General features: G+C 71.2%; 25 protein-coding genes and 7 pseudogenes. 7 read left to right on the top strand and 25 right to left on the bottom strand.

Features of this window, described 5'->3' with window-relative positions:
- Positions 1-37: 37 nt before the first annotated feature.
- From pqqE to pqqA, 6 genes and pseudogenes are all read right to left on the bottom strand, one after another.
- The gene (pqqE, locus tag ACQ86J_RS05515) at positions 38-1,321 is read right to left on the bottom strand and encodes a pyrroloquinoline quinone biosynthesis protein PqqE (protein ID WP_431270332.1); all 1,284 of its coding nucleotides are present in this window, start codon (positions 1,319-1,321) and stop codon (positions 38-40) included.
- A gap of 91 nt (positions 1,322-1,412) precedes the next feature.
- Positions 1,413-2,147: pseudogene (pqqC, locus tag ACQ86J_RS05520) on the bottom strand (pyrroloquinoline-quinone synthase PqqC).
- A pseudogene (pqqB, locus tag ACQ86J_RS05525) lies at positions 2,144-3,110 on the bottom strand (pyrroloquinoline quinone biosynthesis protein PqqB). The pseudogenes pqqC and pqqB overlap by 4 nt, the downstream one beginning before the upstream one ends.
- Before the next feature lie 318 nt (positions 3,111-3,428).
- Entirely contained in the window at positions 3,429-3,812 is a 384-nt protein-coding gene (locus ACQ86J_RS05530; RefSeq protein ID WP_431270333.1) for a hypothetical protein, read from the bottom strand.
- A 64-nt stretch (positions 3,813-3,876) separates the two neighbouring features.
- Positions 3,877-4,290: a hypothetical protein gene (locus ACQ86J_RS05535; RefSeq protein WP_431270334.1), complete on the bottom strand. Its 414-nt coding sequence runs from the start codon at positions 4,288-4,290 to the stop codon at positions 3,877-3,879.
- Positions 4,291-4,508: 218 nt separating this feature from the next.
- Entirely contained in the window at positions 4,509-4,601 is a 93-nt protein-coding gene (pqqA, locus tag ACQ86J_RS05540; protein ID WP_431270335.1) for a pyrroloquinoline quinone precursor peptide PqqA, read from the bottom strand.
- 170 nt (positions 4,602-4,771) lie between these two features.
- Between pqqA and ACQ86J_RS05545 the strand changes: the two genes are divergently transcribed.
- A complete protein-coding gene (locus ACQ86J_RS05545; RefSeq protein ID WP_431270336.1) occupies positions 4,772-5,803 on the top strand; it encodes an aspartate-semialdehyde dehydrogenase in 1,032 nt (343 codons plus the stop codon).
- Positions 5,804-5,835: 32 nt separating this feature from the next.
- On the opposite strand, the gene ACQ86J_RS05550 is transcribed toward ACQ86J_RS05545, so the two are convergent.
- On the bottom strand, positions 5,836-6,960 hold the full coding sequence (locus ACQ86J_RS05550) for a response regulator (protein ID WP_431272306.1): 1,125 nt from the start codon (positions 6,958-6,960) through the stop codon (positions 5,836-5,838).
- Positions 6,903-8,354: a histidine kinase dimerization/phospho-acceptor domain-containing protein gene (locus ACQ86J_RS05555; RefSeq protein ID WP_431270337.1), complete on the bottom strand. Its 1,452-nt coding sequence runs from the start codon at positions 8,352-8,354 to the stop codon at positions 6,903-6,905. Before ACQ86J_RS05555 ends, ACQ86J_RS05550 begins: the two co-directional genes overlap by 58 nt.
- Positions 8,355-8,474: 120 nt before the next feature.
- Here ACQ86J_RS05555 and ACQ86J_RS05560 point away from each other — a divergent pair, with 120 nt between their 5' ends.
- Positions 8,475-9,275: a substrate-binding periplasmic protein gene (locus ACQ86J_RS05560; protein WP_431270338.1), complete on the top strand. Its 801-nt coding sequence runs from the start codon at positions 8,475-8,477 to the stop codon at positions 9,273-9,275.
- Between the two features lie 55 nt (positions 9,276-9,330).
- Here the strand turns inward: ACQ86J_RS05560 and ACQ86J_RS05565 are convergent, their stop codons facing one another.
- From ACQ86J_RS05565 to ACQ86J_RS05575, 3 genes are read right to left on the bottom strand one after another with little or no spacing between them, the layout of a single operon-like run.
- Positions 9,331-9,663, bottom strand: a complete 333-nt coding sequence (locus tag ACQ86J_RS05565) for an Hpt domain-containing protein (protein WP_431270339.1) — start codon at positions 9,661-9,663, stop codon at positions 9,331-9,333.
- Positions 9,654-10,112: a hypothetical protein gene (locus ACQ86J_RS05570; protein ID WP_431270340.1), complete on the bottom strand. Its 459-nt coding sequence runs from the start codon at positions 10,110-10,112 to the stop codon at positions 9,654-9,656. The genes ACQ86J_RS05565 and ACQ86J_RS05570 overlap by 10 nt, the downstream gene beginning before the upstream one ends.
- Entirely contained in the window at positions 10,097-10,291 is a 195-nt protein-coding gene (locus ACQ86J_RS05575; protein ID WP_431270341.1) for a hypothetical protein, read from the bottom strand. The genes ACQ86J_RS05570 and ACQ86J_RS05575 overlap by 16 nt, the downstream gene beginning before the upstream one ends.
- Before the next feature lie 194 nt (positions 10,292-10,485).
- Between ACQ86J_RS05575 and ACQ86J_RS05580 the strand changes: the two genes are divergently transcribed.
- Complete coding sequence (locus ACQ86J_RS05580; protein ID WP_431270342.1) at positions 10,486-11,697, top strand: NADP-dependent isocitrate dehydrogenase; 1,212 nt, start codon at positions 10,486-10,488, stop codon at positions 11,695-11,697.
- 57 nt (positions 11,698-11,754) lie between these two features.
- Here ACQ86J_RS05580 and glpK read toward each other — a convergent pair.
- The 12 genes and pseudogenes from glpK to ACQ86J_RS05640 form a co-directional block, all read right to left on the bottom strand.
- Positions 11,755-13,248: pseudogene (glpK, locus tag ACQ86J_RS05585) on the bottom strand (glycerol kinase GlpK).
- A gap of 51 nt (positions 13,249-13,299) precedes the next feature.
- Complete coding sequence (locus ACQ86J_RS05590; RefSeq protein WP_431270343.1) at positions 13,300-13,542, bottom strand: hypothetical protein; 243 nt, start codon at positions 13,540-13,542, stop codon at positions 13,300-13,302.
- An 87-nt stretch (positions 13,543-13,629) separates the two neighbouring features.
- The gene (locus ACQ86J_RS05595) at positions 13,630-15,075 is read right to left on the bottom strand and encodes an ABC transporter substrate-binding protein (RefSeq protein ID WP_431270344.1); all 1,446 of its coding nucleotides are present in this window, start codon (positions 15,073-15,075) and stop codon (positions 13,630-13,632) included.
- A 77-nt stretch (positions 15,076-15,152) separates the two neighbouring features.
- Positions 15,153-15,401: a DUF2160 domain-containing protein gene (locus ACQ86J_RS05600; protein WP_431270345.1), complete on the bottom strand. Its 249-nt coding sequence runs from the start codon at positions 15,399-15,401 to the stop codon at positions 15,153-15,155.
- A gap of 5 nt (positions 15,402-15,406) precedes the next feature.
- Entirely contained in the window at positions 15,407-15,619 is a 213-nt protein-coding gene (locus tag ACQ86J_RS05605) for a hypothetical protein (RefSeq protein ID WP_431270346.1), read from the bottom strand.
- Positions 15,604-16,275, bottom strand: coding sequence for a carbohydrate ABC transporter permease (locus ACQ86J_RS05610; protein WP_431270347.1), 672 nt, complete (start codon positions 16,273-16,275; stop codon positions 15,604-15,606). The genes ACQ86J_RS05605 and ACQ86J_RS05610 overlap by 16 nt, the downstream gene beginning before the upstream one ends.
- Positions 16,272-17,159, bottom strand: a complete 888-nt coding sequence (locus ACQ86J_RS05615; protein ID WP_431270348.1) for a carbohydrate ABC transporter permease — start codon at positions 17,157-17,159, stop codon at positions 16,272-16,274. Before ACQ86J_RS05615 ends, ACQ86J_RS05610 begins: the two co-directional genes overlap by 4 nt.
- A 2-nt stretch (positions 17,160-17,161) precedes the next feature.
- A complete protein-coding gene (locus ACQ86J_RS05620; protein ID WP_431270349.1) occupies positions 17,162-17,296 on the bottom strand; it encodes a hypothetical protein in 135 nt (44 codons plus the stop codon).
- Between the two features lie 38 nt (positions 17,297-17,334).
- Positions 17,335-18,219, bottom strand: a complete 885-nt coding sequence (locus ACQ86J_RS05625) for an ABC transporter ATP-binding protein (RefSeq protein WP_431270350.1) — start codon at positions 18,217-18,219, stop codon at positions 17,335-17,337.
- Positions 18,219-19,295 carry an ABC transporter ATP-binding protein gene (locus tag ACQ86J_RS05630; protein ID WP_431270351.1) on the bottom strand — a complete coding sequence of 359 codons (1,077 nt, stop codon included), beginning with the start codon at positions 19,293-19,295 and terminating at the stop codon, positions 18,219-18,221. The genes ACQ86J_RS05625 and ACQ86J_RS05630 overlap by 1 nt, the downstream gene beginning before the upstream one ends.
- Positions 19,292-20,823 (bottom strand): annotated as a pseudogene (glpD, locus tag ACQ86J_RS05635) (glycerol-3-phosphate dehydrogenase). Before glpD ends, ACQ86J_RS05630 begins: the two are co-directional and overlap by 4 nt.
- Positions 20,824-21,031: 208 nt before the next feature.
- Positions 21,032-21,868, bottom strand: a complete 837-nt coding sequence (locus ACQ86J_RS05640) for a DeoR/GlpR family DNA-binding transcription regulator (RefSeq protein ID WP_431270352.1) — start codon at positions 21,866-21,868, stop codon at positions 21,032-21,034.
- On the opposite strand from ACQ86J_RS05640, the gene ACQ86J_RS05645 reads away from it, so the two are divergent.
- Both ACQ86J_RS05645 and ACQ86J_RS05650 read left to right on the top strand, forming a co-directional pair.
- Entirely contained in the window at positions 21,867-22,172 is a 306-nt protein-coding gene (locus ACQ86J_RS05645; protein ID WP_431270353.1) for a hypothetical protein, read from the top strand. The two genes, ACQ86J_RS05640 and ACQ86J_RS05645, sit on opposite strands and share 2 nt — an antisense overlap.
- Entirely contained in the window at positions 22,093-22,314 is a 222-nt protein-coding gene (locus tag ACQ86J_RS05650) for a nuclear transport factor 2 family protein (protein ID WP_431272307.1), read from the top strand. Before ACQ86J_RS05645 ends, ACQ86J_RS05650 begins: the two co-directional genes overlap by 80 nt.
- A gap of 122 nt (positions 22,315-22,436) precedes the next feature.
- Here the strand turns inward: ACQ86J_RS05650 and ACQ86J_RS05655 are convergent.
- Positions 22,437-22,700, bottom strand: a pseudogene (locus tag ACQ86J_RS05655) (HU family DNA-binding protein); the annotation flags it as partial.
- 431 nt (positions 22,701-23,131) lie between these two features.
- Between ACQ86J_RS05655 and ACQ86J_RS05660 the strand changes: the two are divergent.
- Positions 23,132-24,135 (top strand): annotated as a pseudogene (locus tag ACQ86J_RS05660) (AI-2E family transporter).
- A 278-nt stretch (positions 24,136-24,413) separates the two neighbouring features.
- Here the strand turns inward: ACQ86J_RS05660 and ACQ86J_RS05665 are convergent.
- Positions 24,414-24,656, bottom strand: a pseudogene (locus ACQ86J_RS05665) (hypothetical protein); the annotation flags it as partial.
- Between the two features lie 279 nt (positions 24,657-24,935).
- Here ACQ86J_RS05665 and ACQ86J_RS05670 point away from each other — a divergent pair.
- Positions 24,936-25,979, top strand: a complete 1,044-nt coding sequence (locus ACQ86J_RS05670; RefSeq protein ID WP_431270354.1) for a glucose 1-dehydrogenase — start codon at positions 24,936-24,938, stop codon at positions 25,977-25,979.

Below are 25,979 nucleotides of genomic sequence, written 5' to 3' on the forward strand. Positions count from 1 at the left end.
GATAGTGGCGCGCGGGACGGCAACCGCAAGGCCGCCGCTAGCCCGGCACCTTCTGTGGTTCGCGGTATGTGAACCCCTCCCCCGCCCCGGCCGCGGCATCGACCGCCAGCGACAGCACGGCATGGTGGGGCGAGAGGGCACAAGCCGGGTCGGTGGCCGCGGCGTCGCCGAGCAGCGCGAAGGCCTGGCAGCGGCAGCCGCCCCAGTCGATCTCGGCTCGCTCACAGCCCTGGCAGGGAACCGGCATCCAGCCAGTGCCGCGGAAGCGGTTGAAGGCCTCGGGATCCTCCCAGGCCTCGCGCAGCGAGACCTCCCGAACATTGGGGAAGTCGAAGCCGGGCAGGCTTTCCGCGGCATGGCAGGGCAGCACACGGCCGGCCGGCGAGACCGCCAGGAACTGCCGGCCCCAGCCGCCCATGCAGGCCTTCGGGCGCTTGGCGTAGTAGTCCGGCACCACGTAGTCGATCACCAGCCGTCCCCGCAGGTCGCGGCGCGCCGCCTCGACCGTCGCGGTGGCGGCCTCAAGCTGGGCCCGGGTCGGCAGCAGGGCGTCACGGTTGGCCAGGGCCCAGCCGTAATACTGCACATGCGCCACTTCCAGCCGCCCGGCGCCGAGCTCGAGCGCCAGCTCGATGAGCTGCGGCAGCCGGTCGAGGTTCTGCCGGTGCACCACGGCGTTCAGCGTCAGCGGCAGGCCGGCCTCGTGCACCGTCCGGGCGAAGTCCAGCTTCCGCGCATGGCCGCCGCGGTAGCCGCCGATGCGGTCGGCCGAGCCCGGCTCGGCGTCCTGCACCGAGAGCTGGACATGGTCCAGCCCGGCCTCGACCAGGGCCTGCAGCTTCGCCTCCCCGGTCAGCACGCCGGAGGTGATGAGGTTGGTGTAGAGCCCGGCCTCGCTGGCGGCGCGGACGATCTCCCGGATGTCGCGCCGCGCCGTCGGCTCGCCGCCCGAGAGGTGGACCTGCAGGCAGCCGAGCGCCGCCGCCTCCCGGAAGACCCGGGCCCAGGTGGCGGTGTCGAGCTCCTGCGCCACCCGGGTCAGCTCCGTGGGGTTGGAGCAATAGGGGCAGCGCAGCGGGCAGCGATGGGTCAGCTCGGCCAGCAGCGCCAGCGGGGCGGCAGCGTGGATCGGCTGGACGTCCGTCATGTGACCAAGACTTCCCTTTGCCGCCAGGTCGTCCAGCATGGCGACGACATCGGCCAGGATCTCGCCGCGCGGGGCGGCGAAGCGGGCGGCCAGGTCGTCCACCATGGCATCGACGCTGCGGGCGCCATCGACCAGCCGCAGCACCTCCAACGCAATGTCGTCGGGGACGAACATGCGCTCCGGCCCCATGACCACCCAGCGGCCGCGGGCGGCATCCTCCGCAGCTTCATGCCGCGGCCGAGGCGGGGGACGGAGCCGCCCTCGATCACGGCCGCCAGGCCCCCGGCGGAATGTTGCCCGGCTCGACATAGGCGTAGTGCAACGCGTCGAGCTGCGCCCAGAGCAGGTCGCACTTGAAGCGCCAGCGCGTCCATCACCTGCTCCTGCTGCTCGCGCGTCCGGGCTTCCCGCTTGACATAGCCGAGGGCGAATTTGACGTCCTGCGGTGCCTGGGTCAGGCGCGGGGTGAAATAGGCCAGCGTCTCCTGGCTGACGAAGTCGTAGCCGCGCAGCATGCCGGAGACGCGCTGGGAGATGATGTCCGGCGAGAACATCTCGGTCAGCGAGGAGGCCACGGCTTCCAGCACCGACTTGTACTTGACGAAATTCACATAGGCGTCGACCGCGTGCCGCGTGCCCGGCAGCAGAGCCGCGCAGCGAGACGACGTAGTCGCGGTCGAGGCCGAGCCCATCCGTCAGCTTCAGCCAGCGCTCCACGCCGCCCGGCTTGGTGCCGTCGCCGTCATGGTCGACGATCCGCCGCCGCCATTCCCGCCGCAAGCTCCGGCGTCGGCAGCCGGCCGAGCACCGCGGCATCCTTCGCCGGGATGCTGGCCTGGTAGTAGTAGCGGTTCAGCGCCCAGGCCTGGACCTGCGGCTTCGACAGCTTCCCGCCATGCAGCAGGTGATGGAACGGGTGGTGGACATGGTAGCGCTCCTCGCCGATGGCGCGGAGGCGGCGTTCCAGCTCCTCGGGCGGGAGCAGCGCGTCGTCCGTCATGGGGTGATCTCCATGCCGTCCCAGGCGACCTCCCAGCCGGCGGCTTCGGCCGCCGCGCGTTCCAGGCTGTCCGCCAGCAGGACGGGGTTGGTGTTGTTGATGTGGATGAGGATGCGGCGCCGCACGCCGAGCGCAGCGAAGGCGGCGATGGTGCCGCCCGGCCCGTCGATGCTCATATGCCCCATCCGCGCCCCGGTCTTCGGCCCGGCGCCGGCGCGCAGCATCTCGTCGTCCCGCCAGAGCGTGCCGTCGAAGAGCACGCAGTCGGCACCCTCCAGCCGGGCAGCCAGCGCCGGAGGCAGCGCGGCGCAGCCGGGCATGAAGTACAGCGACCGGCCGCCGGCCGAGACGCGGAGGCCGACCGTCTCGCCCTCCTCCGCCCGTCCGGGATCGGCGCCGGAGGCATCCTCCATGAAGAGCGGCACCTTGCCGGGCACGGCGAAGGCCTCGACAACCAGGCCGAGCAGGGCGCCGGCGGCGTCCTCCAGCGCCAGCGGCCGGTCGAGCGGCAGGGTGCGGCGGGGGACAATGGCGGGGTTCGCCGCGCCGAAGATCGGGTTCGCCGCGAGCACCGCCAACGCCCGGTCGGCGCCATAGAGCGCGAAGGCGTGACGTTCCCGCATGGTCAGCAGGCCGGCGATGGTATCGACCTCGGCCCCGGTCAGCACCACGGCGGCGATCGGCGAATGGCGGATCTCGCCCGGTGTCGGGCGGGAATGCAGCGCCGGAGTGGCGATGATCTGCTGGCGCAGGTCGGGCGAGGCGTTCAGCAGCACCCAGCGCACCCCATCCGCCGAGACGGCGAGCGAGGCCTGGCTGCGGGCGGGCGCTGCCGGATCGCCGGCCAGGGCGCGACGGCAGCCGGGGCCGGCGAGAATTCCATTGCGGGAAGCCGCCGCCGGCGGCGGCGCCGAGGACGATGGCCCGAAGCCGGGGTGCGGCAGGATGCGGGTCGCTGGGCATGGCCGGGGCCTCAGGAGGCCCAGGCGGGAGCGGCAGGCAGGCGGGCCATGTCGGGTTTTCCTCCGGCGGCCGCTGCGGGCCTTCCTCCCCGAATGTAGGCACCGGCCGGGAGGTGGCCAAGCCCGCCCGGGACGGGGCAAGGCCGGGCCGTCGGTCGCCGCGGGCGGCGGCGCGGCCGGGCAGGCAGCCCCGAGCGGGATCCATCGGCACCGGCACCGGGAACTCAACGGCCCGGAACCGTCACCTCGACCTCGATCGCGGCGTACCAGGCCGCGAGGTCGGCGATCTTCGCATCGCTGAGCGGCGCCGCGACGAGGTTCATCTGTCCGTGCTTCCGCTCGCCGCTGCGGAAATGGCCGAGCTGCGCCGCGACATAGGCCGGGTTCTGCCCGGCCCGGGGATCGCCGCCGCCATGTCGCCCGAGGCCAGCATGGAACCGTCGCGCAGCAGCGCGACGTCGACCGGGCGGCCGAGATACTCGTTGGTCTTCTCGTCCAGCCAGCCCTCGGCGAAGGGCTTTTGCTCCCGCACCGTGCCGTCCTGGTTCAGGAAGGTGACCAGGATGCGGGCTCCGGCCGGCGTCGTGCGGTTCCAGGACCCATGCTGGGCGCCGATGAGGGCGCCGCGGTACGCGTCGGGGAATTGCCGGCCGTCATAGAAGGTCAGGCCGAGATCGGCGGCATGCGCTGCGGTTTCGACCATCGGCGGCAGCGTCTAGGCCGGCGCCTGGCTGCTTTTGCACTCGTTGGCGCGGACCTTGTCGCCATCATATCAGGGAAAGCCGGGAATTCTGGTTCTGCGAGGTGATCCGATTGATCTCGCCGGGCACCTCGTTGCCGGTGAACCAAAGTTCGCTGGTACCGGGGCGGAAGGCGATGCCGACGCTGTTGCGGATGGCGCGCGCATAGACCTCGCGGTTCTTGCTGTCGCGGTCCATGCGGAAATGCCGCCCTGTGCCAACGCGACTGTAGAGGTCGCGCTTGGCCGGCGCCGGCACTTTGAAGGGCTGGCCGAACGAGATGTAGAGCCTGCTGTCCGGCCCGACGCGGCAGACCCGGGCGCCATGGTTGAGGCTTTCCTCCGCCGGCGGGATCAGCTGGCCCTGCGCCAGGGTCAATCCCGGCAGCCCGGCCACCGCCAGCACGAACCCGGCGCCGAACAGCATCGCCCTTGTCCGCACTGCTTGTCTTTCCCGCGCCTCAAGGGCCGTTGCCGCTGGAGATCGGGGCACAGCATGCCTTGGTCAGAGCGGGCAGGCGTCGACATGCCTGCAGTGATGAACCCGGAACGATCAAACCGGCACCGGTCCGGGCGACCGGACGCTAAGAAGGCCCCGCACCCTTGGGGCGCGGGGCCTTCCCGGCACCGATGGCCGGCCCTGCGGCCGGCCGGGGCCGATCAGCCGATCTCGGCGCAGGCGTAGCTGTTGATCTCGAGAGCGAGGGACACTTCGGTCACGCGCGGCTTGTTCCAGGCCATGTTTACCTCCATTGCGGCGCTGATCGCCTGCCTCGATATTGGGGTCGAAGCAGGGGGCGATCAAGCAAATGCTTGCGGCCTGCCTCGGGGCCTGGGCCGGCTGCCCGGGTTGAACCCCTCCGGCGGGGGCCTAGTTGGGCGCAGCCCCGCCACTTGGGGCAGGACCTTCACAGGAGAATTCCATGGGCTACCGGGTCGCAGTCGTCGGCGCCACCGGCGCGGTGGGGCGGGAGATGCTGAAGACCCTCGCCGAGCGGGACTTCCCCATCCGCGAGGTCGTCGCCCTCGCCTCCGGCCGATCGGTCGGCCAGGAGGTCTCCTTCGGCGAGAAATCCGTCCTCAAAGTCCAGGCGCTGGAACGCTTCGACTTCCGGAACACCGAACTCGGCTTCTTCTCCCCCGGCGCCGCCGTCTCGGCGGTGCATGCGCCGCGTGCCGCCGCGGCGGGCTGCGTGGTGATCGACAACACCAGCCATTTCCGGATGGAGCACGACGTGCCGCTGGTGGTGCCGGAGGTGAATGCCCGCCACCTGAAGAACTTTGCCCGGCGGAACATCATCGCCAATCCGAATTGCTCCACCATCCAGATGGTCGTTGCGCTGAAGCCGCTTCAGGACATCGCCAAGATCAAGCGCGTGGTGGTCAGCACCTACCAGTCGGTCTCCGGCGCGGGGCGGGAGGCGATGGACGAGCTGTTCAACCAGACCCGCGCGATGTTCGTGAACGACCCGGCGGTGCCCGAGCAGTTCAGCAAGCCGATCGCCTTCAATGTCATCCCGCATATCGACGCCTTCCTGGAGGACGGGGCGACAAAGGAGGAATGGAAGATGGCGGCGGAGACGCGGAAAATCCTCGACCCCGACATTGCGGTCATCGCCACCTGCGTCCGCGTCCCGGTCTTCATCGGCCATGCCGAGGCGGTGCACGTGGAATTTGAGAGCGCGATCACCGAGGAACAGGCGATCGAGGCGCTGCGCGACGCGCCGGGCGTGCAGCTCATCGATAAGCGGGAAGATGGCGGCTATGTCACGCCGCTTGAGTCGGTCGGGGAGGACGCGGTCTATGTCAGCCGGCTGCGGCAGGATCCGACGGTGCCGCATGGCTTGGCCTTCTGGTGCGTGTCCGACAACCTGCGCAAGGGCGCGGCGCTGAACGCGGTGCAGATCGCCGAATCGCTGCACGCGCAGGGGCTCGTGAAGCCGCGGCAGAAGTGAGGCCTCGGGGGGCGCCTCGCCCTCCCTGGCCGTCACCCCGGCCGCGCCGGCTCGGTCAGCCCCAGCTCGGCCAGCAGCACGCCGCGCTGCACCGGCTTGGCGAGATAGGCATCCATGCCGGCGGCCAGGCATTGCGCGCGGAAATTATCGCCCACGGCGGCAGTCAGGCCGATGATCCGGGCGGCCTGGTTCGGCCCCGCCGCCGCGCGGATCTGCCGCGTTGCCTCCAGCCCATCCATCACCGGCATCTGCAGGTCCATCAGGATCAGCCCATAGGCGTGCCGGCGCGCCGCCGAGACGCCTTCCGCGCCGTCCGCCGCGACATCCACATGGCAGCCGGCCCGCTGCAGGATGCTGCGCATGACCAGCTGGTTGGTGGCATTGTCCTCCACCACCAGCACCCGGGTCCGCGGCGCCTCACCCGGCGGCGCGGCCGGGCGCTCCGCCACGGCACGCTCGCCCGGCCGCAAGGCATGCAGCAGCGCCTCCCGCAGGCGGGAGGGCAGCGCCGGCTTCAGCAGCACCGCATCGAACAGTGCCGCCGCCGGGGCGCCGCGGATCAGCCCCGTGCTGGAGGAACAGAGCACCAACGCCGGCCGCGTCCCTACCGATTCCGCCTTGATCCGCCGGGCCAGCGCCTCGCCGTCGCTGTCCGGCATCTGGCCGTCCAGCACCACGGCGTCGAAGGGCCGGCCGGCGAGGCGGGCGGCCCGCAGCGCCGCCAGCGCCTCCGCCGCATCCGCCGCGACGGTCGGCTCGGCGCCGCAGGCGATCAGCTGCCGGGCCATGATCTCGCGGTTCAGCGCGAGGTCGTCCACCACCAGCACCTGCCGGCCCCGTAGCGGCCTGGGCTCGGGCGCGTCGGGCAGGTCGGCGGCGCCCAGCAGCATGTCGAAGCGGAAGATGCTGCCGCCGCCCGGCCGCGCCGCGGCGCCGATCGTCCCCCCCATGCTCTCGGCCAGCCGGCGGCAGATCGCCAGGCCTAGGCCGGTGCCGCCATAGCGCCGGCGGATCGAGACATCGGCCTGGGTGAAGCGCTCGAACAGCATCGGCACCTGCTGCGGGTCGAGCCCGATGCCGGTGTCGCTGACCCGGCAGGTCAGCCGCCAGCCGGCCCCTCGCGCTCGGTCGAGACCGCGACCTCGATCCAGCCGGATTCGGTGAACTTCACCGCATTGCCGACCAGGTTGAACAGCAGCTGGCGGAAGCGGCCTGGATCGCCCACCACCCGGGCCGGGATGTCGGGCGCGAGCGCGCAGACCAGCTCGACCTTGCGGCTGGCGACACGCGGGGCAAAGAGCTCGACGATGGTGCCGAGTTCGGCCTCGATGTCGAAGGGCACCTCCTCGCGGTCCATCGCGCCGATCTCGAGCTTCGAGAAGTCGAGGATGTCGGACAGCACCATGGTCAGGTGCTCGGCGGATTTCTCGATCGTCTCGGCATAGCGGCGCTGCAGCGGGTCGAGCCTTGTGTCCATCAGCACGCCGGCCATGCCGATCACCCCGTGCAGCGGGGTGCGGATCTCGTGGCTCATCGCGGCGAGGAACTCGTCCTTGGCGCGGCCGGCGGCCACCGCCTCGGCCTCGCTCACCGCCAGCCGCGCGCCCTGCAGCCGCAGCATCTCCGCCTGGCGCACCAACAGCCAGAGCGCGAGGAAGGTGACCGCGGCGGCGATGCCGATGCCCGCGGTCAACAGCCAGCCGAGCCGGTAGACCGGGGCCAGCGCCGCCTCCCGGTCGCGCGCCACTTCGACGACGAAGGTGCCGGCGCGGGTAACCGCAAAGCTGGCGATCACCGCCGCGCCGGCCTCATCCGCGCCGTGGACGGTGCCGCTTTCGCGCCGCGGCAGGAAATCGCGGAACAGCCAAGCCCCGGGATTGCTGCCGCCGATGCCCGCCGCGCTGCCGTCCGAACGGGCCAGCAGCTGGCCGGAGAAGGAATGCAGCCGGATGTCGACGTCGAAGGCCTCGGCATAGCGGCGGCTGACGCCAATCAGGTAGTCCGGGTTGAACAGCGCCACCGCGGCGCCAGCGAAGCCGGCCTGGCCGCCGGTGACGGCGCGGGCCAACGGGATCGACCAGAGCCGCGCCTCGGCGATGCCCGGCCCGGCGCCGCTGCCGTCGGGCGCCAGGAAGCGGCCGGCTTCGGGCGCGCCGACCCTGGTCACCGCCTCACCCGCCGCCAGGGCGCGGAACCAGGCGCGGTCGGCGACCGACCGGCCGACCAGGGCGGGCTGGGTCGCGGCGACGACGCGGCCGGTGGCATCGGCCAGCAGCAGGGCGCGCAGCGGGGCCACGTCGCGGACCCGGGCCGCGAGCTGCGCGTCGAGCCCGGCCGGCAGCCGATCCGGCGGCTGCAGCGCCAGGTCGCCCAGCACCAGGTCCACTGTCTGCGTGGCGCGGGTGAGCTGGTCGGCGAGCGCGCTGGCGACGCTGCGGGTCAGTCGTTCCGCGTCGGCCAGCGCATCCCGCTGGCCACGTTCGAAAACAACGTAGTAGACAACCGAAATGAGACAGGCAAGGACGAGGCCGACGGCCGCCCCGAACAGCACAGCCGCGGCCGGGGCTCGGCCGAGGCGGGCGGCACGAGCCTGAGGGAACGACGCAGGATGGCATGGAAACCGGGCGGCGGACGCATGGTGGCGTCGCTTATTGCATGGATCGTATTATTTTTGCAGTCCATTTCGCTGCCGGCCGCAGCCCAGCCGTCGTCGGCCACGGCGGCGGTGCAGGCGGCATCGCCGGCCGGTGGGCGGCTCGCGGCGATCCGCGCCCGCGGCCGGTTGCAGGTCTGCATGTGGCCGGAATACTTCGCCATCAGCTACCGCAATCCCCGCAACGGCGTGCTGGAGGGGATCGACATCGACATGGCCCGGGCCCTCGCCGCCCGGCTCGGCCTCGGCCTCCGCTTCGTCGAGACCAGCTTCGCCGAGTTCATGGATCGGCTGGAAGGCGGCGACTGCGACATCGCCATGATGGCGGTCGGAGTGCTGCCGGCGCGCCAGGCGCGGGTCGACTTCTCCCGCGCCACCATGGCCAGCCCGGTCTACGGGGTGACCAGCAAGGACAGCACCCGGATCGCCCGCTGGGAGGATATCGACAAGCCGGGCGTGGCGGTCGCGGTCGCCGCGGGTACGCTGATGGAGCCGCTGATGCGGCGGACCCTGACCCAGGCCGAGCTGCTGGTGGTGCGCCCGCCCAGCACGCGGGAGGCCGAGGTGCAGGCCGGCCGCGCCGACCTTTTCATGAGCGACTTCCCCTATACCCGCCGCATGCTGCTGATGCATGACTGGGCCAGGATCATCGAGCCGCCCGGCCGCTTCGGCGAGACCGCCTACGCCTACGCCGTGCCAAAGGGCGAGCCGGCTTGGCTGGCCGAGGTCGATGCCTTCGTGGCCGCCGCCAAGGCGGATGGCAGCCTGGCGGCCGCAGCCGCGCGGCACGGGCTGACGCCGATCCTGGTGCGCGACTGAGGCTGCCCCGGCGTCCGAGCACGCCGGATGCGCCACCTCCCCGGCGCGCGCCAGGTCAGGCCGGCTGGCGCGCCAGCCGCTGCAGCCCGGCCTCGGCGCGCTGCGGCAGGCCGGGGCTGGCCGCCGCCAGCGTCTCCCGGTCGCCGGCCCGGGCGGCGGCCTCAACCGACAGCAGCGCCTCGGCCAGGTCGTCCAGCCCGAAGCTGGCGGCAACGCCGCGGATCGCATGCGCCTCCATCCGCGCGGCGGCCGTGTCGCCGGCGGCGATCGCCGCTTGTAGCCGCGGCAGCCGGGTCCGCACCTCCTCCTCGCAGAGCGCCGCCAGGTCGGTGGCCGAGAGCGGCACCGACTGGCGCGGCGGCGCGGCGGGGCGGCAGGTCAGCAGCATGCCGCCCTCGGCCCCGGGCGCCCAGCGGTCCTCGACATGGCTGCCATCGCCGCGCCTCGCGGCGGGCGGCGCCGGCGATGCCGGATCTCGATGCCGTGCCGCGACAGCTTCCGGGTCGGGCTGGCGGGCTGCAGCCGCACCAGATCGGCCAACGGCAGGCCGGCATGCAGCGCTGCCTCAGCGACCTCGGCCAGAGCGGCGAAGCCGCGGCTCCAGGCCAGCAGGCGGTGCTGCGCGTCGAACAGCGCGGCGCCGGGCGCGGCGCTGTCCAGCAGCAGGGTGATCCGGCGGGTTTCCGCCGCGGCCCGTTCGACGGCGCGGTGCCGTTCGTCCTCCAGCATGGCCAGGCGCGACTGGCCGGCCGCGGTCAGCGCCGCCTCCATCGCCGCCAGCCGGCGGCGACCGAGCCAGAGCCCGGTGCCGAAGGCGAGCATCATGGTGCCGAGCACCGCGGGGTGAGCAGCAGGGCTAGGTCCAGGGTCGCCGCGGGCATCGGATGCGGCATCAGCAGATGCAGCGTCACCGCCCAGACCAGGGCGCCGAGGGCGCCCGCGGCCCCAGCACGATGGCGGCGTGGCGCGGCCGGCCAGGACCCAGTTGCATAGGCGATCGACCCCGGACGCAGCACGCAGGACGCGATGTTTCACCGTCGGTTTACTACCATTTCGTCCACCCTGGATGCAACCACGACGGCAGGCGGCAGCTCCCTGCGGCACGCCCGGCCCTTGCCCGCCGCAGGTCCCGGTGCGATTGTCCGGCCCGTTATCCATGGACCCGGCCGCAGTCGTGATTGGTCGCGCCGGGAAGCGACGAGGACGCGGTATGGCGAAGATCAAGGTGAAGACCCCGGTCGTCGAGATGGACGGCGACGAGATGACCCGGATCATCTGGGGGTTCATCAAGGAGAAGCTGATCCGTCCCTATCTCGATATCGACCTGAAATACTACGACCTCGGCATCGAATACCGTGACCAGACCGATGACCAGGTGACGATCGACGCCGCCAACGCGACCAAGCAGTACGGCGTCGGCGTGAAGTGCGCGACCATCACCCCGGACGAGGCGCGGGTGAAGGAGTTCGGCCTGAAGAAGATGTGGCGGAGCCCGAACGGCACTATCCGCAACATCCTGGACGGCACCATCTTCCGCGAGTCGATCATCTGCCAGAACGTGCCGCGCCTGGTGCCGCACTGGTCGAAGCCGATCGTGGTCGGCCGCCACGCCTATGGCGACATCTATCGCTCGGTCGAGATGAAGGTGCCCGGCGCCGGCAAGGTCACCATGACCTACACGCCCGAGGGCGGCGCGCCGCAGGAGATCGGCGACTTCGCCTTCAAGGCCGGCGGCGTCGCGATGATGATCCACAACCTCAACAGCTCGATCGAGGGCTTCGCCCGCGCCAGCTTCAACTACGGGCTGCAGCGCAACTACTCGGTCTACTTCAGCCACAAGAACACCATCCTCAAGGCCTATGACGGCAACTTCAAGGACATCTTCCGCGCCATCTACGACGCCGAGTTCAAGGCCGAGTACGAGAAGCGCGGCCTGACCTACGAGGACCGGCTGATCGACGACATGGTCGCCTCCGCCCTGAAGTGGGAAGGCGGCTATATCTGGGCGTGCAAGAACTACGACGGCGACGTGCAGTCGGACATCGTGGCGCAGGGCTTCGGCTCGCTCGGCCTGATGACCAGCGTGCTGCTCTCCCCGGACGGCAACACGGTGGAATCGGAAGCCGCGCATGGCACGGTGACGCGCCACTACCGCGAGCACCAGAAGGGCCGCGAGACCTCGACCAACCCGATCGCCAGCATCTTCGCCTGGACCCGCGGCCTGTCCTATCGCGGCAAGTTCGACGGCACGCCGGACGTGACCGCCTTCGCAGAGGCGCTGGAGAAGGTCTGCGTCGACACGGTCGAGAGCGGCTTCATGACCAAGGACCTGGCGATCCTGATCAGCAAGGACCAGCCCTTCCTGACCACCCAGGGCTTCCTGGCGAAGCTCGACGAGAACCTGCAGAAGGCGATGAAGTAGGCTTCGCGCCGAACCACCGAAGGGGGCGGGTCCGCGAGGGCCCGCCCTTTTTCGTGCCTACACCACCCCGGACAGGGTCCGCCGCACCGCCCGCTGCCAGCCGGCATAGGCGGCGTCGCGCTCCTCCGCCGGCATCGCCGGGGTGAAGCGGCGGTCGAGCTGCCAGGCCCTGGCGAACTGGTCGGGCTCCGGGCAGAGGCCCGCCTGCAGCCCGGCGAGATAGGCCGCGCCCAGCGCCGTCGTCTCCCGCACCACCGGCCGGTCGACCGGCGCGCCGAGGATGTCGGCGAGGAACTGCATGGTCCAGTCGGAGGCGACCATGCCGCCATCGACCCGCAGCACCGCCCCCTCCCCCGCGCCCCTGTCGGCCTGCATCGCTAGCAGCAGGTCGCGGGTCTGGTAGCCGACGCTCTCCAGCGCGGCCCGGGCGAAGTCGGCCGGGCCGGTGGCGCGGGTCAGGCCATGGATGGCGCCGCGCGCCTCCGCGTCCCAATGCGGCACGCCGAGCCCGACGAAGGCCGGGACGAGGTAGCAGCGCTGCGCCGGATCGGCCGCGGCGGCCAGCGCCCCGGTCTCGGCGGCATCCTTGATCAGCCCGAGCCCGTCGCGCAGCCACTGCACCGCGGCGCCGGCGACGAAGATCGCGCCTTCCAGCGCATAGGTCCGCTTGCCCCCGAGCTGGTAGGCGATGGTGGTCAGCAGCCGGTGCTTCGAGGCGACCGGCGCGTCGCCGGTGTTCAGCAGGGCAAGCAGCCGGTGCCATAAGTAGATTTCAGCATGCCCGGCCGGAAGCAGGCCTGGCCCACGGTCGCCGCCTGCTGGTCGCCGGCGATGCCGCGGACCGGGATGGCGCCGCCCAGCACATCGGTGGTGCCGAACTCGGCGGCACAGTCGCGCACCTCCGGCAGTATGGCCAAGGGCACCCGGTGCAACGCGCACATGGCGGGGCACCAGGCGCCCGCCCGGATGTCGAACAGCATGGTCCGCGCGGCGTTGGTCGCATCCGTCGCATGCACCCGCCCGCCGGTCAGGCGCCAGAGCAGGAAACTGTCCACGGTGCCGAAGGCAAGCTCGCCGCGCTCGGCGGCCTCGCGTGCGCCGGCGACGTTGTCCAGCAGCCAGGCGATCTTGGTCGCGGAGAAATAGGGGTCGATCAGCAGGCCGGTGGCGGCGGCGACCGCCTCGGCATGGCCAGCCTCGCGCAGCGCGGCGCAGGCTGCCGCCGTGCGGCGGTCCTGCCAGACGATGGCGCGGTGGATGGGGCGCCCCGTGCGGCGGTCCCAGACCAGCGTCGTCTCCCGCTGGTTGGCGATGCCGATGCCGGCGATGTCGGCCGGCCCGAGCCCGGCCCTGCCCATCGCCTCCCGCATCACCGCGAGCGAGGTCTCCCAGAGATCCTCCGCCTCGTGCTCCACCCAGCCGGAAGCGGGGTAGTGCTGCTGGAATTCCCTGCTGCGCCACGGCGACCGGCGTGAGGTCCGGCGTGCGGAACAGGATGGCGCGGGTGGAGGTAGTGCCCTGGTCGAGGGCGAGGATATGGCCTGCGGGCATGGGCGGGATCCCAGGGAAGGATGACGGGGGCCGAAGCCCCCGCCGTTCCGGTTAGGCGCGCTTCGGCGGCGTCGCCGGCCAGGAGCGGATCAGCGTGTCGTAATCCACCGTCTCGCCCTTCGGCTTCTCGTTCGCCAGCTTCCGCTGCGGCGCGATGTTGCCGTCCTTCTTGGCCTGCTCGTACCAGTGCTCGGCCGTGGTCTTCGGGTTCAGCTTCGGCCCGCAATCGCCCTGGACGTTGGCGCGCTGCAGCCGTTCCAGCACGCTGTCCTGCGCCGCGGCCAGCGAATCCATCGCCGCCTGCGGGGTCTTCGCGCCGGAGGAGGCGTCGCCGATGTTCTGCCACCAGAGCTGCGCCAGCTTTCGGGTAGTCGGGGATGTTCACGCCCGTCGGCGTCCACTGCGTCCGCGCCGGGAGCGGTAGAACTCCACCAGCCCGCCGAGCTTCGGCGCGCGCTCGGTGAAGGACTGGTGCCAGATATCGCTCTCGCGGATGAAGGTGAGCCCGACATGGCTCTTCTTCAGGCTGGTGGTCTTCGAGACGCAGAACTGCGCGTAGAGCCAGGCGGCGCGGCGGCGGTCGACCGGCGTGGACTTGAGCAGCGTCCAGGACCCGGCATCCTGGTAGCCGAGCTTCATGCCGTCCTTCCAATAGGCGCCGTGCGGGCTGGGCGCCATGCGCCACTTCGGCAGGCCGTTGGCATCCACGACGGGCAGGCCGGGCTTCACCATGTCGGCGGTGAAGGCGGTGTACCAGAAGATCTGCTGGGCAATGTTGCCCTGCGCGGGGACCGGGCCGGATTCCGAGAAGGTCATGCCGGCGGCTTCCGGCGGCGCATATTTCTTCAGCCACTCGACATACTTGGTGATGGCATAGACCGCGGCCGGGCCATTGGTGTCGCCGCCGCGCTCGATGGAGGAGCCAGTCGGGCGGCAGCCCTCCATGCGGATGCCCCATTCGTCGACCGGCTTGCCGTTCGGGATGCCGCGGTCGCCATTGCCTGCCATCGACAGCCAGGCATCGGTGAAGCGCCAGCCCAGCGAGGGGTCCTTCTTGCCATAGTCCATATGGCCATAGACCTTGACGCCATCGACCTCCTTCACGTCGTTGGTGAAGAACTCGGCGATGTCCTCATAGGCCGACCAGTTGACCGGGACGCCGAGGTCGTAGCCGTACTTCTTCTTGAAGGCGTCCTTGATAGCCGGGCGGGCGAACCAGTCGTAGCGGAACCAATACAGGTTGGCGAATTGCTGGTCGGGCAACTGGTAGAGCTTCCCGTCCGGGCCGGTGCAGAAGCTGCGGCCGATGAAGTCCTCGATGTCGAGGGTCGGCGAGGTCTGGTCCTTGCCCTCGGCCTTCATCCAGTCGGTCAGCGGCACCGCTTGCTGGTAGCGGAAATGCGTGCCGATCAGGTCGCTGTCGTTGACCCAGGCGTCGTAGACGTTGCGGCCGGACTGCATCTGGGTCTGGATCTTCTCGACCACGTCGCCTTCCTGCAGCAGGTCGTGCCGCAGGTTGATGCCGGTGATCTCGGAGAAGGCCTTGGCGAGGGTGCGGGCCTCGTACTCGTGCGTGGTGATCGTCTCCGACACCACGTTGATCTCCTGGCCGCGGAAGGGCTGCGCCGCGCGGGCGAACCATTCCATCTCGGCCATCTGCTGATCCTTGGTCAGCGTGCTCGGCTGGAATTCGCCGTCCACCCAGCGGCGAGCGGCGTCCACGCCCTGCGCGACCGACTGACGCGGGGTGAAGATGACGGCGGGAGCGGCGAGCGCGGCGGCGCTGCCGAGCAGCAGCCGGCGCCGGCCGATCGTCATGTCATTCATTGGCATTTCTCCTCCGGTATCGGCGCCCGTCATGGGCGCCTGTGGTCAAGCCCAGCGGAACATCGCCGCGCCATAGATCAGGGACAGGATGCTGGCGCCCCAGAGCGGGGCCTCCCCGCCAGCGCCAGCCAGCCGAGATGGATGAAGGCGGCGCCGAGCAGCGTCAGGAAGAGCCGGTCGCCGCGCGTGGTCGGCAGGCCGAGGATGCCGATGCGGTCGACCTCCGGCCGCCGTGCCGCCAATACGGTCATTACCGCCAGCGTGGCGAAGAAGAGGACGAAGAGCAGGCCGGTCTGCCAGGTCCAGGCCATCCAGTCCAAGGCCATGGCGGTCACACCCTGCCCAGCGCGAAGCCGCGCGCGATGTGGTTGCGGACGAACCAGATGACGATGGCGCCGGGGATGATGGTCAGCACCCCGGCCGCCGCCAGCAGGCCCCAGTCCATCCCGGCCGCCGAGACGGTGCGGGTCATCGTGGCGACGATCGGCTTGGCGTCCACCGTGGTCAGGGTGCGGGCCAGCAGCAGCTTCACCCAGGAGAACATGAAGCAGAAGAAGGCGGCGACGCCGATGCCCCCGCCACCAGCGGCATGAAGACGCGGACGAAGAAGGCGGGGAAGGACCAGCCGTCGATCGCCGCCATCTCGTCGATCTCGCGCGGCACGCCGGACATGAAGCCTTCCAGGATCCAGACCGCGAGGGGGATGTTGAAGACGCAATGCGCCAGCGCCACCGCCCAGGGCGTGTCGAACAGCCCGACCGCGGAGTAGAGCTGGAAGAAGGGCAGCGCGAAGACCGCCGGCGGCGCCATGCGGTTCGACAGGAGCCAGAAGAACAGGTGCTTGTCGCCGAGGAAGCGGTAGCGGCTGAAGGCATAGGCCGCCGGCAGCGCGACGCTCAGCGAGATCGCCATGTTGAGACCAACGAATTTCAGGCTGTTGATGTAGCCGCTGTACCAGGAGCGGTCGGTGAAGATGCGCCGGTAGTTCTCCAGCGTCGGCTGCTGCGGCCAGAGCGTCATGCCCGAGGCGATCTCGAGGTTGGTCTTGAAGCTCATGTTGACCAGCCAGTAGATCGGCACCAGCAGGAACAGGACATAGAGGCCGAGGACGAGGCGCGGCGCCATGGCGCGGAGCGCGCCGCTGCGCGCCGGGGCCTGCGCCGTCGGCAGGGCGGCGGGGGCGGCGACGGTCGTGCTCACTGCGCAGCCTCGCTCTGCCCGCGGGTCGTGGTGGCGAAGAAGATCCAGCAGACCGTCAGGATGATCAGGTTGTAGACGATCGACATGGCTGCGGCCTTGCCGAGGTCGAACTGCCCGAGCGCGATCTTCACCAGGTCGATCGACAGGAAGGTGGTGGCATTGCCGGGGCCGCCGCCGGTGACGACGAAGGGCTCGGTATAGATCATGAAGCTGTCCATGAAGCGGAGCAGCACCGCGATGGTCAGCACCCGCTGCATCTTCGGCAGCTGGATCGCGCGGAAGATCGCCCAGGCGCCGGCGCCGTCGATCCTCGCCGCCTGGTAGTAGGCATCCGGGATGGCGCGCAGCCCGGCATAGCAGAGCAGCACGACGAGGCTGGTCCAGTGCCAGACATCCATCGCCACCACCGTGGCCCAGGCATCGAACGCGTTCTGCGCGTAGTTGTAGTTGATCCCCACCGCCTGCAGCCCGGCGCCGAGCAGGCCGATATCGCCGCGGCCGAAGACCTGCCAGATGGTGCCGACGACGTTCCAGGGGATCAGCAGCGGCAGGGCCAGCACGACGAGCGAGACGGCGACGCCCCAGCCCTGCCGCGGCAGGGTCAGCGCCACGGCGATGCCGAGCGGGATTTCGATCAGCAGGCACAGCCCGCTGAACAGCAGCGTCCGCCACAGCGCATCGAAGAACCGCCCGCCGAGGTCGGTCGAGGGGTCCAGCAGCTCCTGGAACCAGGCGGTGCCGTTCCAGAAGAACTGGTTGTTCCCGAAGGTGTCCTGCACGGAGTAGTTGACCACGGTCATTACCGGGATGAGCGCGGAGAAGGCGACCAGCGCCACCACCGGCAGCACCAGGAGCCAGGCGCGGTTGTTCTGCGGCCTCGCCATGCTCAGCCCTCCCCTGCCGCCAGCCGGCCATCGGCATAGACCAGCACCCGCGCCGCATCGAGCGCGAGGCGGGGCTCGGCCGGCACGGCCATTCCCTCCGGCAGGGTCGCGGCGACGGGCTGGCCGTCCAGCTCCACGCGCGCGATGCGGCGGCGGCCGAGATCCTCGACGCGCTTCAGCGCGACCGGCAGGCCTTCCCGCGCCAGGGTGGCGAATTCGGGCGGATGCCGAGCTCGACCCGGCCCGGCAGCGGCGCATAGGCACGCGGCAGGGCGATGCGGTGGCCGCCAGGCAGCACCGCTTCCCGCCCCTCGATCGCGCAGGCCAGGAAGTTCATGCCGGGCGAGCCGATGAAGTGCCCGACGAAGCTATGCGCCGGGCGGTCGAACAGCGCCTCCGGCGTGCCGACCTGCACCACCTCGCCCTCCGACATCACCACGACTCTGTCCGCGAAGGTCAGCGCCTCGGTCTGGTCATGCGTCACGTAGATCATCGTCACCGGCACCTGGCGGTGCAGCTTCTTCAGCCGCGACCGCAGCTCCCATTTCAGGTGCGGGTCGATGACTGTCAGCGGCTCGTCGAACAGGATGGCGGCGACGTCGCCGCGCACCAGCCCGCGTCCCAGCGAGATCTTCTGCTTCTCGTCGGCGCCGAGGTTGCGGGCGCGGCGGTCGAGCATCGCGCCGAGCCCGAGCAGCCCGGCGACATGCTCCACCCGCATGTTCGCTTCGCGCGCCGAGACCCCCGGTTGCGCAGCGGGAAGGTTAGGTTCTCCCGCACCGTCATCGTGTCGTAGACCACGGGGAGATTGGAACACCTGTGCCACGTTGCGCCGCTCGGTCGGCAGCGCGGTCACGTCCTGGCCGTCGAAGAGCACCCGCCCCTCGGTCGGCCGCAGCAGGCCGGAGACGATGTTGAGCAAGGTGGTCTTGCCGCAGCCTGAGGGGCCGAGCAGCGCATAGGCGCCGGCATCCTCCCAGACCATGTCCATGGGACGCAGCGCATAGGCGGGGCTACCGGGGTAGCGCTGCGCCAGCCTCTCGAAGCCGATCCGCGCCATCAGGCGGCCTCCGCCAGGGCGGCGACGGCGGCCAGGCGGCCATCCGCGCCGAAGACCAGGCAGCGCTGCGGGTCGAGCCAGATCGTCGCCGCCTCGCCCGGCTCCGGCCTTCGCACGCCGGGCGCCAGCACCACCCAGGGAAAGGCGCCGACATCGAGATGCACGTAGCTCTCCGACCCCGTAACTTCCGATACACGCACCACCGCCGGAAGCGGCACCGCGCCGGGCAGCGGGTCGAGCGAGAGCTGGTGCGCGCGGATGCCGATGGTGCAGGGCCCGTCCGGCAGCCCGCCGACCGGGACCGGTAGCGCCTCGCCGGTCGCCAGCGCCAGCCGTCCGCCCTCAATGCGGGCCGGCGCCTCGTTCAGCGGCGGGTCGGAGAAGACCCGGGCAGTGGCGAGGTCAGCGGGGCGGCGGAAGACCTCCCCCGCCATGCCGAACTGGGTGACCCATCCCTCCGACAGCGTGGCGACACGGCCGCCGAGCAGCAGCGCCTCGGCCGGCTCGGTCGTCGCATAGACGAAGACGCTACCGCTCTCGGCGAAGAGCTTCGGCAACTCCTCGCGCAGCTCCTCGCGCATTTGTAGTCCAGGTTGGCCAATGGCTCGTCCATCAGCACCAGGCGCGCGCTTGACCAGGGCGCGGGCGATCGCGGTGCGCTGCTGCTGACCACCCGAGAGTTCCAGCGGCTTGCGCGCGAGATAGGGCGTCAGCCGCAACAGCCGCGCCGCCTCCTGCACCCGCGCCTCGATCTCGGCCTTCGGCAGCCGGGCCACGCGAAGCGGCGCGGCGATGTTCTCGAACACCGTGAAGGCGGGGTAGTTGATGAACTGCTGGTAGACCATGGCGACGCTGCGCCTGCGCACGTCGAGGCTGGTCACGTCGCGCCCCTCGGCCAGCAGCCGCCCCTCGCTTGGCCGGTCGAGCCCGGCCAGCAGCCGCAGCAGCGTGGTCTTGCCGGCGCCGGTCGGGCCGAGCAGGACGTTGGGCAGGCCGGGGCCGAGTTCCAGCGTGACGGGATGCAGCACCACCTGCCCCGCCGCCGACAGGCCGAGGCCTTCGAGCGCGATGCTCATTCGGCTGCCCTCTGCGCCGGCGCGGCCGCCATATGCGCCGCCAGCGCGGCCTGGCCCGCGGCATCGATCCGCAGGCCCAGCTTGCTGCGGCGCCAGAGGATGTCGGCCAGGGCGCGGGCCCACTCCTCGCGCATCTGCCACTCCACCTCGCGCGCCGTCAGCCCGGCGCCGAAATCCTGGCCCAGATCGACCATGCTGCGCGCGTCGCCCAGTACCCGCTCCGCTCTGGTGCCGTACTGTCGTACCAGCCGGCGCGCCAGCCGGGGCTCGAGGAAGGGGAAGCGCTCGCGCAGCGCTGCCGCCAGGGCCGTGGCGCCATCCCAGGGGAAGTCGCCGCCGGGCAGCGAGGCACCGGCGGTCCAGGGTTTGCCCATCCGGGGAACATGCGGGCCGAGCTTCGCCAGCGCGGCCTCGGCGAGCCGTCGGTAGGTGGTGATCTTGCCGCCGAAGACCGAGAGCAACGGTGCCTCCCCTCCCGCGCATCCAGCGTCAGGACATAGTCCCGGGTCGCTTCCTGCGCTCGGCTGGCGCCATCATCATACAAGGGCCGGACGCCCGCATAGCTCCAGACGACGTCGGCCGGCGTCACGGGGCGGCGGAAATAGCCGCCGACGGCGCGGCAAAGGTATTCGGTCTCGGATTCGGAGATCGCCGCATCGGCCGGGTCGCCGGTGAATTCCTCGTCGGTGGTGCCGATGAGGGTGAAGTCCTCCTCATAGGGGATGGCGAAGCAGATCCGGCCATCCGCATTCTGGAAGATGTAGCAGCGGTCGTGGTCGTAGAGCTTGCGGGTGACGATGTGGCTGCCCTTGACCAGCCGTACCTTGGCCGGGGTGTTCTGCCCGGCGACGCCGCCCAGCACCTCGGTCACCCAGGGGCCGCCCGCATTGACCAGGCCGCGCGCCGCGACCTCGGTCGGCGCACCGGTCTCCTCGTCCCGCAGGGTCGCGTGCCACAGGCCGGCCTCCCGCCGGGCGGAGGACGCAGCGGGTGCGGGTTAGGATGGAGGCGCCACGGTCGGCGGCGTCGCGGGCGTTCAGCACGACCATCCGTGCATCCTCGACCCAGCAGTCGGAATACTCGAAGCCGCGCTGGTAATCCGGCTGCAGCGGGCTCCGGCCGGGTCGCTGCGCAGGTCGAGGCTGCGGGTCGGCGGCAGGATGCGCCGGCCGCCGAGATGGTCGTAGAGGAAGAGGCCGAGCCGCAGCACCGGCCAGGGCCGCAGCCCCTTGTGGTGCGGCAGGACGAAGCGCAACGGCCAGACAATATGGGGCGCGGCGCGCAGCAGAACCTCGCGCTCGATCAGCGCTTCCCGCACCAAGCGAAACTCGCGGTACTCCAGGTACCGCAACCCGCCATGGATCAGCTTGGTGGAAGCGGAGGAGGTAGCGCCGGCAAGGTCCCCCTTCTCGACCAGGGTGACCGACAGCCCCCGCCCCGCGGCGTCGCGGGCGATCCCGCAGCCGTTCACCCCGCCGCCAATCACGAGGAGATCCTGGACCTGGCCCTTGCCCGATGCCGACACGATCTCGTTCCCTGGACGCGGCCCGCATCCTGCCCGAGGGCGAAACGCAAGCTCAAGTGAAAAATTCGAACCTCAATCGCGCCTTAGGGGGTTTCGGTTTCCAGGCCTCCGGTTTCGGTTAGAATTTCATCCTCAGCCGACCCGGCCAGTTCCAGCTGGGTTCCCGCGGCCTGACAGGCGGCCGCGAAGCCGGCCGGCGGGGCGCGGTCCATCACCACGCAATGGAAGCGCGGGAGACATGGCCGATCCGCACCGGGGCGGAGCGCTCGAACTTGCCGGCATCCGCCACCAGGATCGCCTGCCGCGCATTGCCGAGGATGGCGCGGGCCACCCGCACCTCGCGGTAGTCGTAGTCGAGGAGCCCGCCCGTCTCATCCAGCGCCGAGGCGCCGATGACCGCGAAGTCGAGCTTGAATCGGGACACAAGGTCGACCGTCGCCTCGCCGACGATGCCGCCATCCGAGCGCCGCACCGGCCCGCCGGCGACCACCACCTCGACGCCCTCGCAGGGCAGCAGGATGGAAACGACATGGATGTTGTTGGTGACCACCAGCAGGTTGCGGTGATGCATCAGGGCGCGCGCCACCTCCTCGGTCGTCGTGCCGATGTTGATGAACAGGCTGGACCCGTCGGGGATCAGCGCGGCGCAACGGGCGGCAATGCGGCGCTTCTCGGCATGCGCCAGCGCCCGACGCGCGGCATAGCCAAGGTTCTCGACCCCCGAGGCGAGCATCGCCCCGCCATGCTGCCGCGCCAGCAGCCGCCGGTCGCAAAGCGTGTTCAGGTCCTTCCGGATGGTCTGGGCGCTGACCCCGAAGCGCCCGGCGAGGTCCTCGACCCCGACGCGCCCGGCGCCGCGGGCCAGGTCGAGGATCGCCGCCTGCCGGTCGGAAAGCGCTTCGAGGGAAGGTTGGGTGCCACGGCGCGACCATGCCGCGCGGCGGCGGCCGGTGGAAGCCTCTGCGCCATCGCACGGTGGACGGCGCGCGGGCGGGCGCCTTAGGCTTTCCCGGCCACTTGAAGCAAGAACCGAGGGAGAGACCGCCATGAATCTCGCACGCCGCCGCATGGCCGCCGCGGGCGCCGCTGCGCTGCTGTTCGCACCGGCCCTGGCCCGGGCCCAGTCCGGCGACCAGGCCCAGGTCGCCGCCGCGGTCGAGGCGCTGACCAAGGCGATGATCGCGGTCGACCGGCCGAAGCTCGAGGCACTGACCTCGCCCGCGCTCAGCTACGGGCATTCCGCCGGGCGAGATCGAGAACAAGGCGCAGTTCATCGCCAATCTCGAAAGCCGCGCCAACGCCTTCCGCAAGATCAAGCTGACCGAGCAGACCATCGGCATCAGCTCGGATGAGGCGATCGTCCGGCACCTCTTCACCGGTGAGACGGTGGACCCGGCCGGGAAGGTCACGCCGGTCAAGATCGGCGTGCTGCAGGTCTGGACCAAGGATGGCGGCAGCTGGCGCTTGCTAGCGCGCCAGGCCTATCGGATCTGATTTGGGCGGCGCGGCCCGCGACAGGGCCGCCCGGCGCGGCCTGCATGGCCCCGGCTCGCGCCGGGGCCGCCTGGATTCCAGGCCTTGGCCTTCTTCTTCGCCTTCTTCATGCCGGCCAGGGCGGCTTCCTTCAGCGAGGGGCTGGCCTTGAAGCGCACGGTCGCGCCGGCCTTCACCGCCACCTTCTCGCCGGTGCGCGGGTTCATCGCGGTGCGCTTCGGGGTCTCCTTGACGACGAAGGAGCCGAAATCCGGCAGGGTGAAGCGGCCGGTCCCGGTGATCTCGGTCTTGATCGCGGCGATCAGGTCGGCGGCCAGGCGGTTGGCGGCGATCGCCGGCATCTCGGTGGACTGGACGATGACGTCGGTGAGGAACTTCTTCGACATAGGCATGACCTCCCTGCGAGTCCTCGCCTCATAGCGAGAAGATCGTGCGGCGTCAGTCGTCTCGTTGCGTCCGGGCTGCAGGAATGTGCGACGGCCGCGCCCCGCGGCGCGCGACTCGCGGAAAATCCTTGGCCCGTCAGCCATGCCGGCGGATGGGCGGCCGCCGCGCGGCCGGGCCTGGCAGCGGCAGATCGGCCCGATGCTGCCGCGACTCGGGCGCCGCCGCGCGGCAAGCCTTGGCCCGCGGCCAGGCGATTCACGCCTGGGTGTATCCGCCGCGGGCAGGCGCCGGCCGCGCGTTGGCATGCGGTCCCACTTCACAGGAGCCTGCATGAGCCCAGACATCGCCGGCTTGCCGGACCCGCCGCCAGCCCCGTCCATGGCCGGGCGCGGCCCGCGCGCGCGCGCGCGTCGCGGTCGCCCTCGGCCTGGTGCTGCTCGGCCTTTGGACCCTGCACGGCTTCCTGCCGGCGCTGGCATGGGCGGTGATCCTGGCAATCGCCGTCTGGCCGCTCTATCGACGCGTGCGGCGGCGCATCCCTGTCCGGGGCCACGGCATCCTGCTGCCGGCGCTCTTCGCCACCGCCATCGCCCTGCTCTTCCTGCTGCCGCTCGGCCTGCTGGCGATCCAGGCGGGGCGCGAGGCCGGCGCCCTGCTGCGCTGGGTGCAGGAAGCCCAGCGCAGCGGTCTGCCGGCGCCCGACTGGCTGGCCACCCTGCCCTATCTCGGCGCCCAGGCCAGCGCCTGGTGGCAGGAGAACCTGGCCGATCCCGGCGGCGCGAAGGAGGTGCTGGCGCGGCTCGACAATGCCGGGCTGCTCGAGACCGGCCGCCAGCTCGGCGCCGACCTGGCGCACCGGGCGGTGCTGTTCGGCTTCGCCATCCTGACCCTGTTCTTCCTGTTCCGCGACGGGGAAGCGCTGGTGGCCCAGTCGCTGCGCGCCAGCGCCCGGCTGCTCGGCCCGGCCGGGGAGCGGGTGGCGCGGCAGATGGTGGCCTCCGTGCACGGCACGGTGGACGGGCTGGTGCTCGTCGGGCTGGCGGAGGGGTGCTGCTCGGTATTGCCTATGCGGTGGCCGGCGTGCCGCACCCAACCCTGCTGGGCGCCGTGACGGCGCTGGCGGCGATGATCCCCTTCGCCGCGCCGCTGGTCTTCGGCATCGCCGCCCTGGTGCTTGCGGCACAGGGCGCGGTCACCGCCGGCGCGGCGGTCTTCGGCTTCGGCATGGTGGTGGTCTTCGTCGCCGACCACGTCTTCCGCCCGGCGCTGATCGGCGGCGCCACCCGCCTGCCGTTCCTGCTGGTGCTGCTCGGCATCCTCGGCGGGGTGGAGACCTGGGGGCTGCTCGGCCTTTTCCTCGGCCCGGCGATCATGGCGGCGCTGGCGCTGCTCTGGCAGGAATGGACGGCGCCGTCCGGGGCGGAGCCTACCTGATCCGGGTCTTGCCCCAGGCCTCGGCCATGCTGGCCAGCGGGTCGAAGGTCAGGTTCAGCCGGGTGCGCGGCTTGCCCCGGCGGCCGTGGGCAACCCGGCCAGCTCGCCCGGCACATCGCCCCAGCGCCGCACCGGGCCGCTGTCCACATGGACGAAGTTGCGCGCCGTGTAGACGCCGACGCCGCCGCGGCCGAGCAGGATCGCCTGCTCGGCGAAGCCTCGGCAGCCGGTCCTGGCGCCAGCATCACGTCGACTGCCCCGGCCCGCAGGTGTTGGCTGTCGCCGGCGCCATGCACGGCATAGTTGGTTTCCGGCGTGCGGTAGCCGGACAGGATGGTGATCTCGCCGCCGAGCCCGGCCCGCCGCGCCACCTCCACAGCACCTCGATCGCCGCCGGGTCGAAGGGCAGCACGGCGCCGGTGCGGTATCGGCCAGGACCTCGGACAGGTCGGCCATCGCCCGGGGGTCGGCGGCGCGGCCGTCATGCCAGGGTCCGGCGAAGCGGGCCCCGGTCGCGGCATGGCGGATCGCCGAGGCGGCGCAGCCCGAGGGCCGGGCGGCGCGGCGCCGCCAGGGCGGGCAACGGAAGAACGGCAGGGGCCGCAAGCAGCAGGGTCCGACGTCGCATGCGGAACTTGGTACGGAACCCCGGCGCCGAGGGGAACCCCTGGCGGGTCCCGTTCCGCATAGCCGTGTTCCGGGCGGGCGCTGCCTGACCCGGATGTGAACCCTGGTTGAGCCAGGCGAACGAAAGACCGCCGCGCCGCGTTGTCCGCGTCTCGGGGCAAGGGAATTCGAGCATGCGGGCACTGACGGTGATCCCCGGGCGGGCTGACTCCGGCGCGGTGGTGGAGATGCCGGAGCCGCCCGAGACGGACGGTTCCGTCCTGGTCCGGACCCTGGCGGTCGGCGTCTGCGGCACCGATACCGAGATCCTGGCCGGCGACTACGGCTGGGCCCCCGAGGGCGAGGAGCGGCTGATCATCGGCCATGAATCGCTTGGCGAGGTGCTTGAGGCACCGGTCGGCAGCGGCTTCAGCCGGGGCGACCTGGTCGCCGGCGTGGTGCGGCGGCCCGACCCGGTGCCCTGCCTCGCCTGCGGCGCGGGCGAATGGGACATGTGCCGCAACGGCCGCTACACCGAGCGCGGCATCAAGCAGCGGCACGGCTTCGCCGCCGAGCGCTTCCGGATCGAGCCGGGATTCCTGGTACCGGTCGATCGCGGCCTCGAGCCGCTTGGCGTGCTGATGGAGCCGGCCAGCATCCTGGCCAAGGCCTGGGAGCATATCGCGCATATCGGCCTGCGCGCCCGCTGGGCCCCGCGCACCGTGCTGGTGACCGGCGCCGGGCCGATCGGCCTGCTGGGGGCGTTGATGGCGGCGCAGCGGGGGCTCGAGGTGCATGTGCTGGCGCGGCGCGAGGGCGTGCAGGCGGAGGCGGCGCGCGCCATCGGCGCCACCTACCATACCGGCCGGGTCGCCGACCTGCCCTTCCACCCCGACGTGGTGCTGGAATGCACCGGCGTGCCGGCCCTGGTCATGGAGACGGCGCAGCAACTGGCGCCCGCCGGCATCTGCTGCCTGGCCGGTGTCTCCGCCGGCTCGAAGCGCCTCTGCACCGATCCCGGCACGCTGGAGCGGCAGATGGTGCTGGGCAACGAGGTGCTGTTCGGCGCCGTCAACGCCAATCTCCGCCACTACCGCGCCGCGGCCGAGGCGCTGGCCAAGGCGGACCGCGCCTGGCTTGCCCGGCTGGTGACGCGGCGGGAGAGGCTCGACGAATGGCGCGCCGCGGTGACGCGCCGGCCGGACGACATCAAGACCGTCATCGACTTCACGCTCTGA

Source organism: Dankookia sp. P2, assembly GCF_050632255.1.
GTDB lineage: Bacteria > Pseudomonadota > Alphaproteobacteria > Acetobacterales > Acetobacteraceae > Paracraurococcus.

Coding starts and splice junctions, on each gene's coding strand:
- pqqE (WP_431270332.1), bottom strand. CDS start 1,321: ATGTTCGTCCCCGACGACATTGCGTTGGAGGTGCTGCGGCTGGTCGAT.
- ACQ86J_RS05530 (WP_431270333.1), bottom strand. CDS start 3,812: ATGGTCGAAACCGCAGCGCATGCCGCCGATCTCGGCCTGACCTTCTAT.
- pqqA (WP_431270335.1), bottom strand. CDS start 4,601: ATGGAGGTAAACATGGCCTGGAACAAGCCGCGCGTGACCGAAGTGTCC.
- ACQ86J_RS05545 (WP_431270336.1), top strand. CDS start 4,772: ATGGGCTACCGGGTCGCAGTCGTCGGCGCCACCGGCGCGGTGGGGCGG.
- ACQ86J_RS05565 (WP_431270339.1), bottom strand. CDS start 9,663: ATGCTGCTGACCTGCCGCCCCGCCGCGCCGCCGCGCCAGTCGGTGCCG.
- ACQ86J_RS05580 (WP_431270342.1), top strand. CDS start 10,486: ATGGCGAAGATCAAGGTGAAGACCCCGGTCGTCGAGATGGACGGCGAC.
- ACQ86J_RS05590 (WP_431270343.1), bottom strand. CDS start 13,542: ATGGATTCGCTGGCCGCGGCGCAGGACAGCGTGCTGGAACGGCTGCAG.
- ACQ86J_RS05595 (WP_431270344.1), bottom strand. CDS start 15,075: ATGAATGACATGACGATCGGCCGGCGCCGGCTGCTGCTCGGCAGCGCC.
- ACQ86J_RS05600 (WP_431270345.1), bottom strand. CDS start 15,401: ATGGCCTTGGACTGGATGGCCTGGACCTGGCAGACCGGCCTGCTCTTC.
- ACQ86J_RS05605 (WP_431270346.1), bottom strand. CDS start 15,619: ATGTTCTCCTGGGTGAAGCTGCTGCTGGCCCGCACCCTGACCACGGTG.
- ACQ86J_RS05615 (WP_431270348.1), bottom strand. CDS start 17,159: ATGGCGAGGCCGCAGAACAACCGCGCCTGGCTCCTGGTGCTGCCGGTG.
- ACQ86J_RS05625 (WP_431270350.1), bottom strand. CDS start 18,219: ATGGCGCGGATCGGCTTCGAGAGGCTGGCGCAGCGCTACCCCGGTAGC.
- ACQ86J_RS05630 (WP_431270351.1), bottom strand. CDS start 19,295: ATGAGCATCGCGCTCGAAGGCCTCGGCCTGTCGGCGGCGGGGCAGGTG.
- ACQ86J_RS05645 (WP_431270353.1), top strand. CDS start 21,867: ATGAATCTCGCACGCCGCCGCATGGCCGCCGCGGGCGCCGCTGCGCTG.
- ACQ86J_RS05640 (WP_431270352.1), bottom strand. CDS start 21,868: ATGGCGGTCTCTCCCTCGGTTCTTGCTTCAAGTGGCCGGGAAAGCCTA.
- ACQ86J_RS05670 (WP_431270354.1), top strand. CDS start 24,936: ATGCGGGCACTGACGGTGATCCCCGGGCGGGCTGACTCCGGCGCGGTG.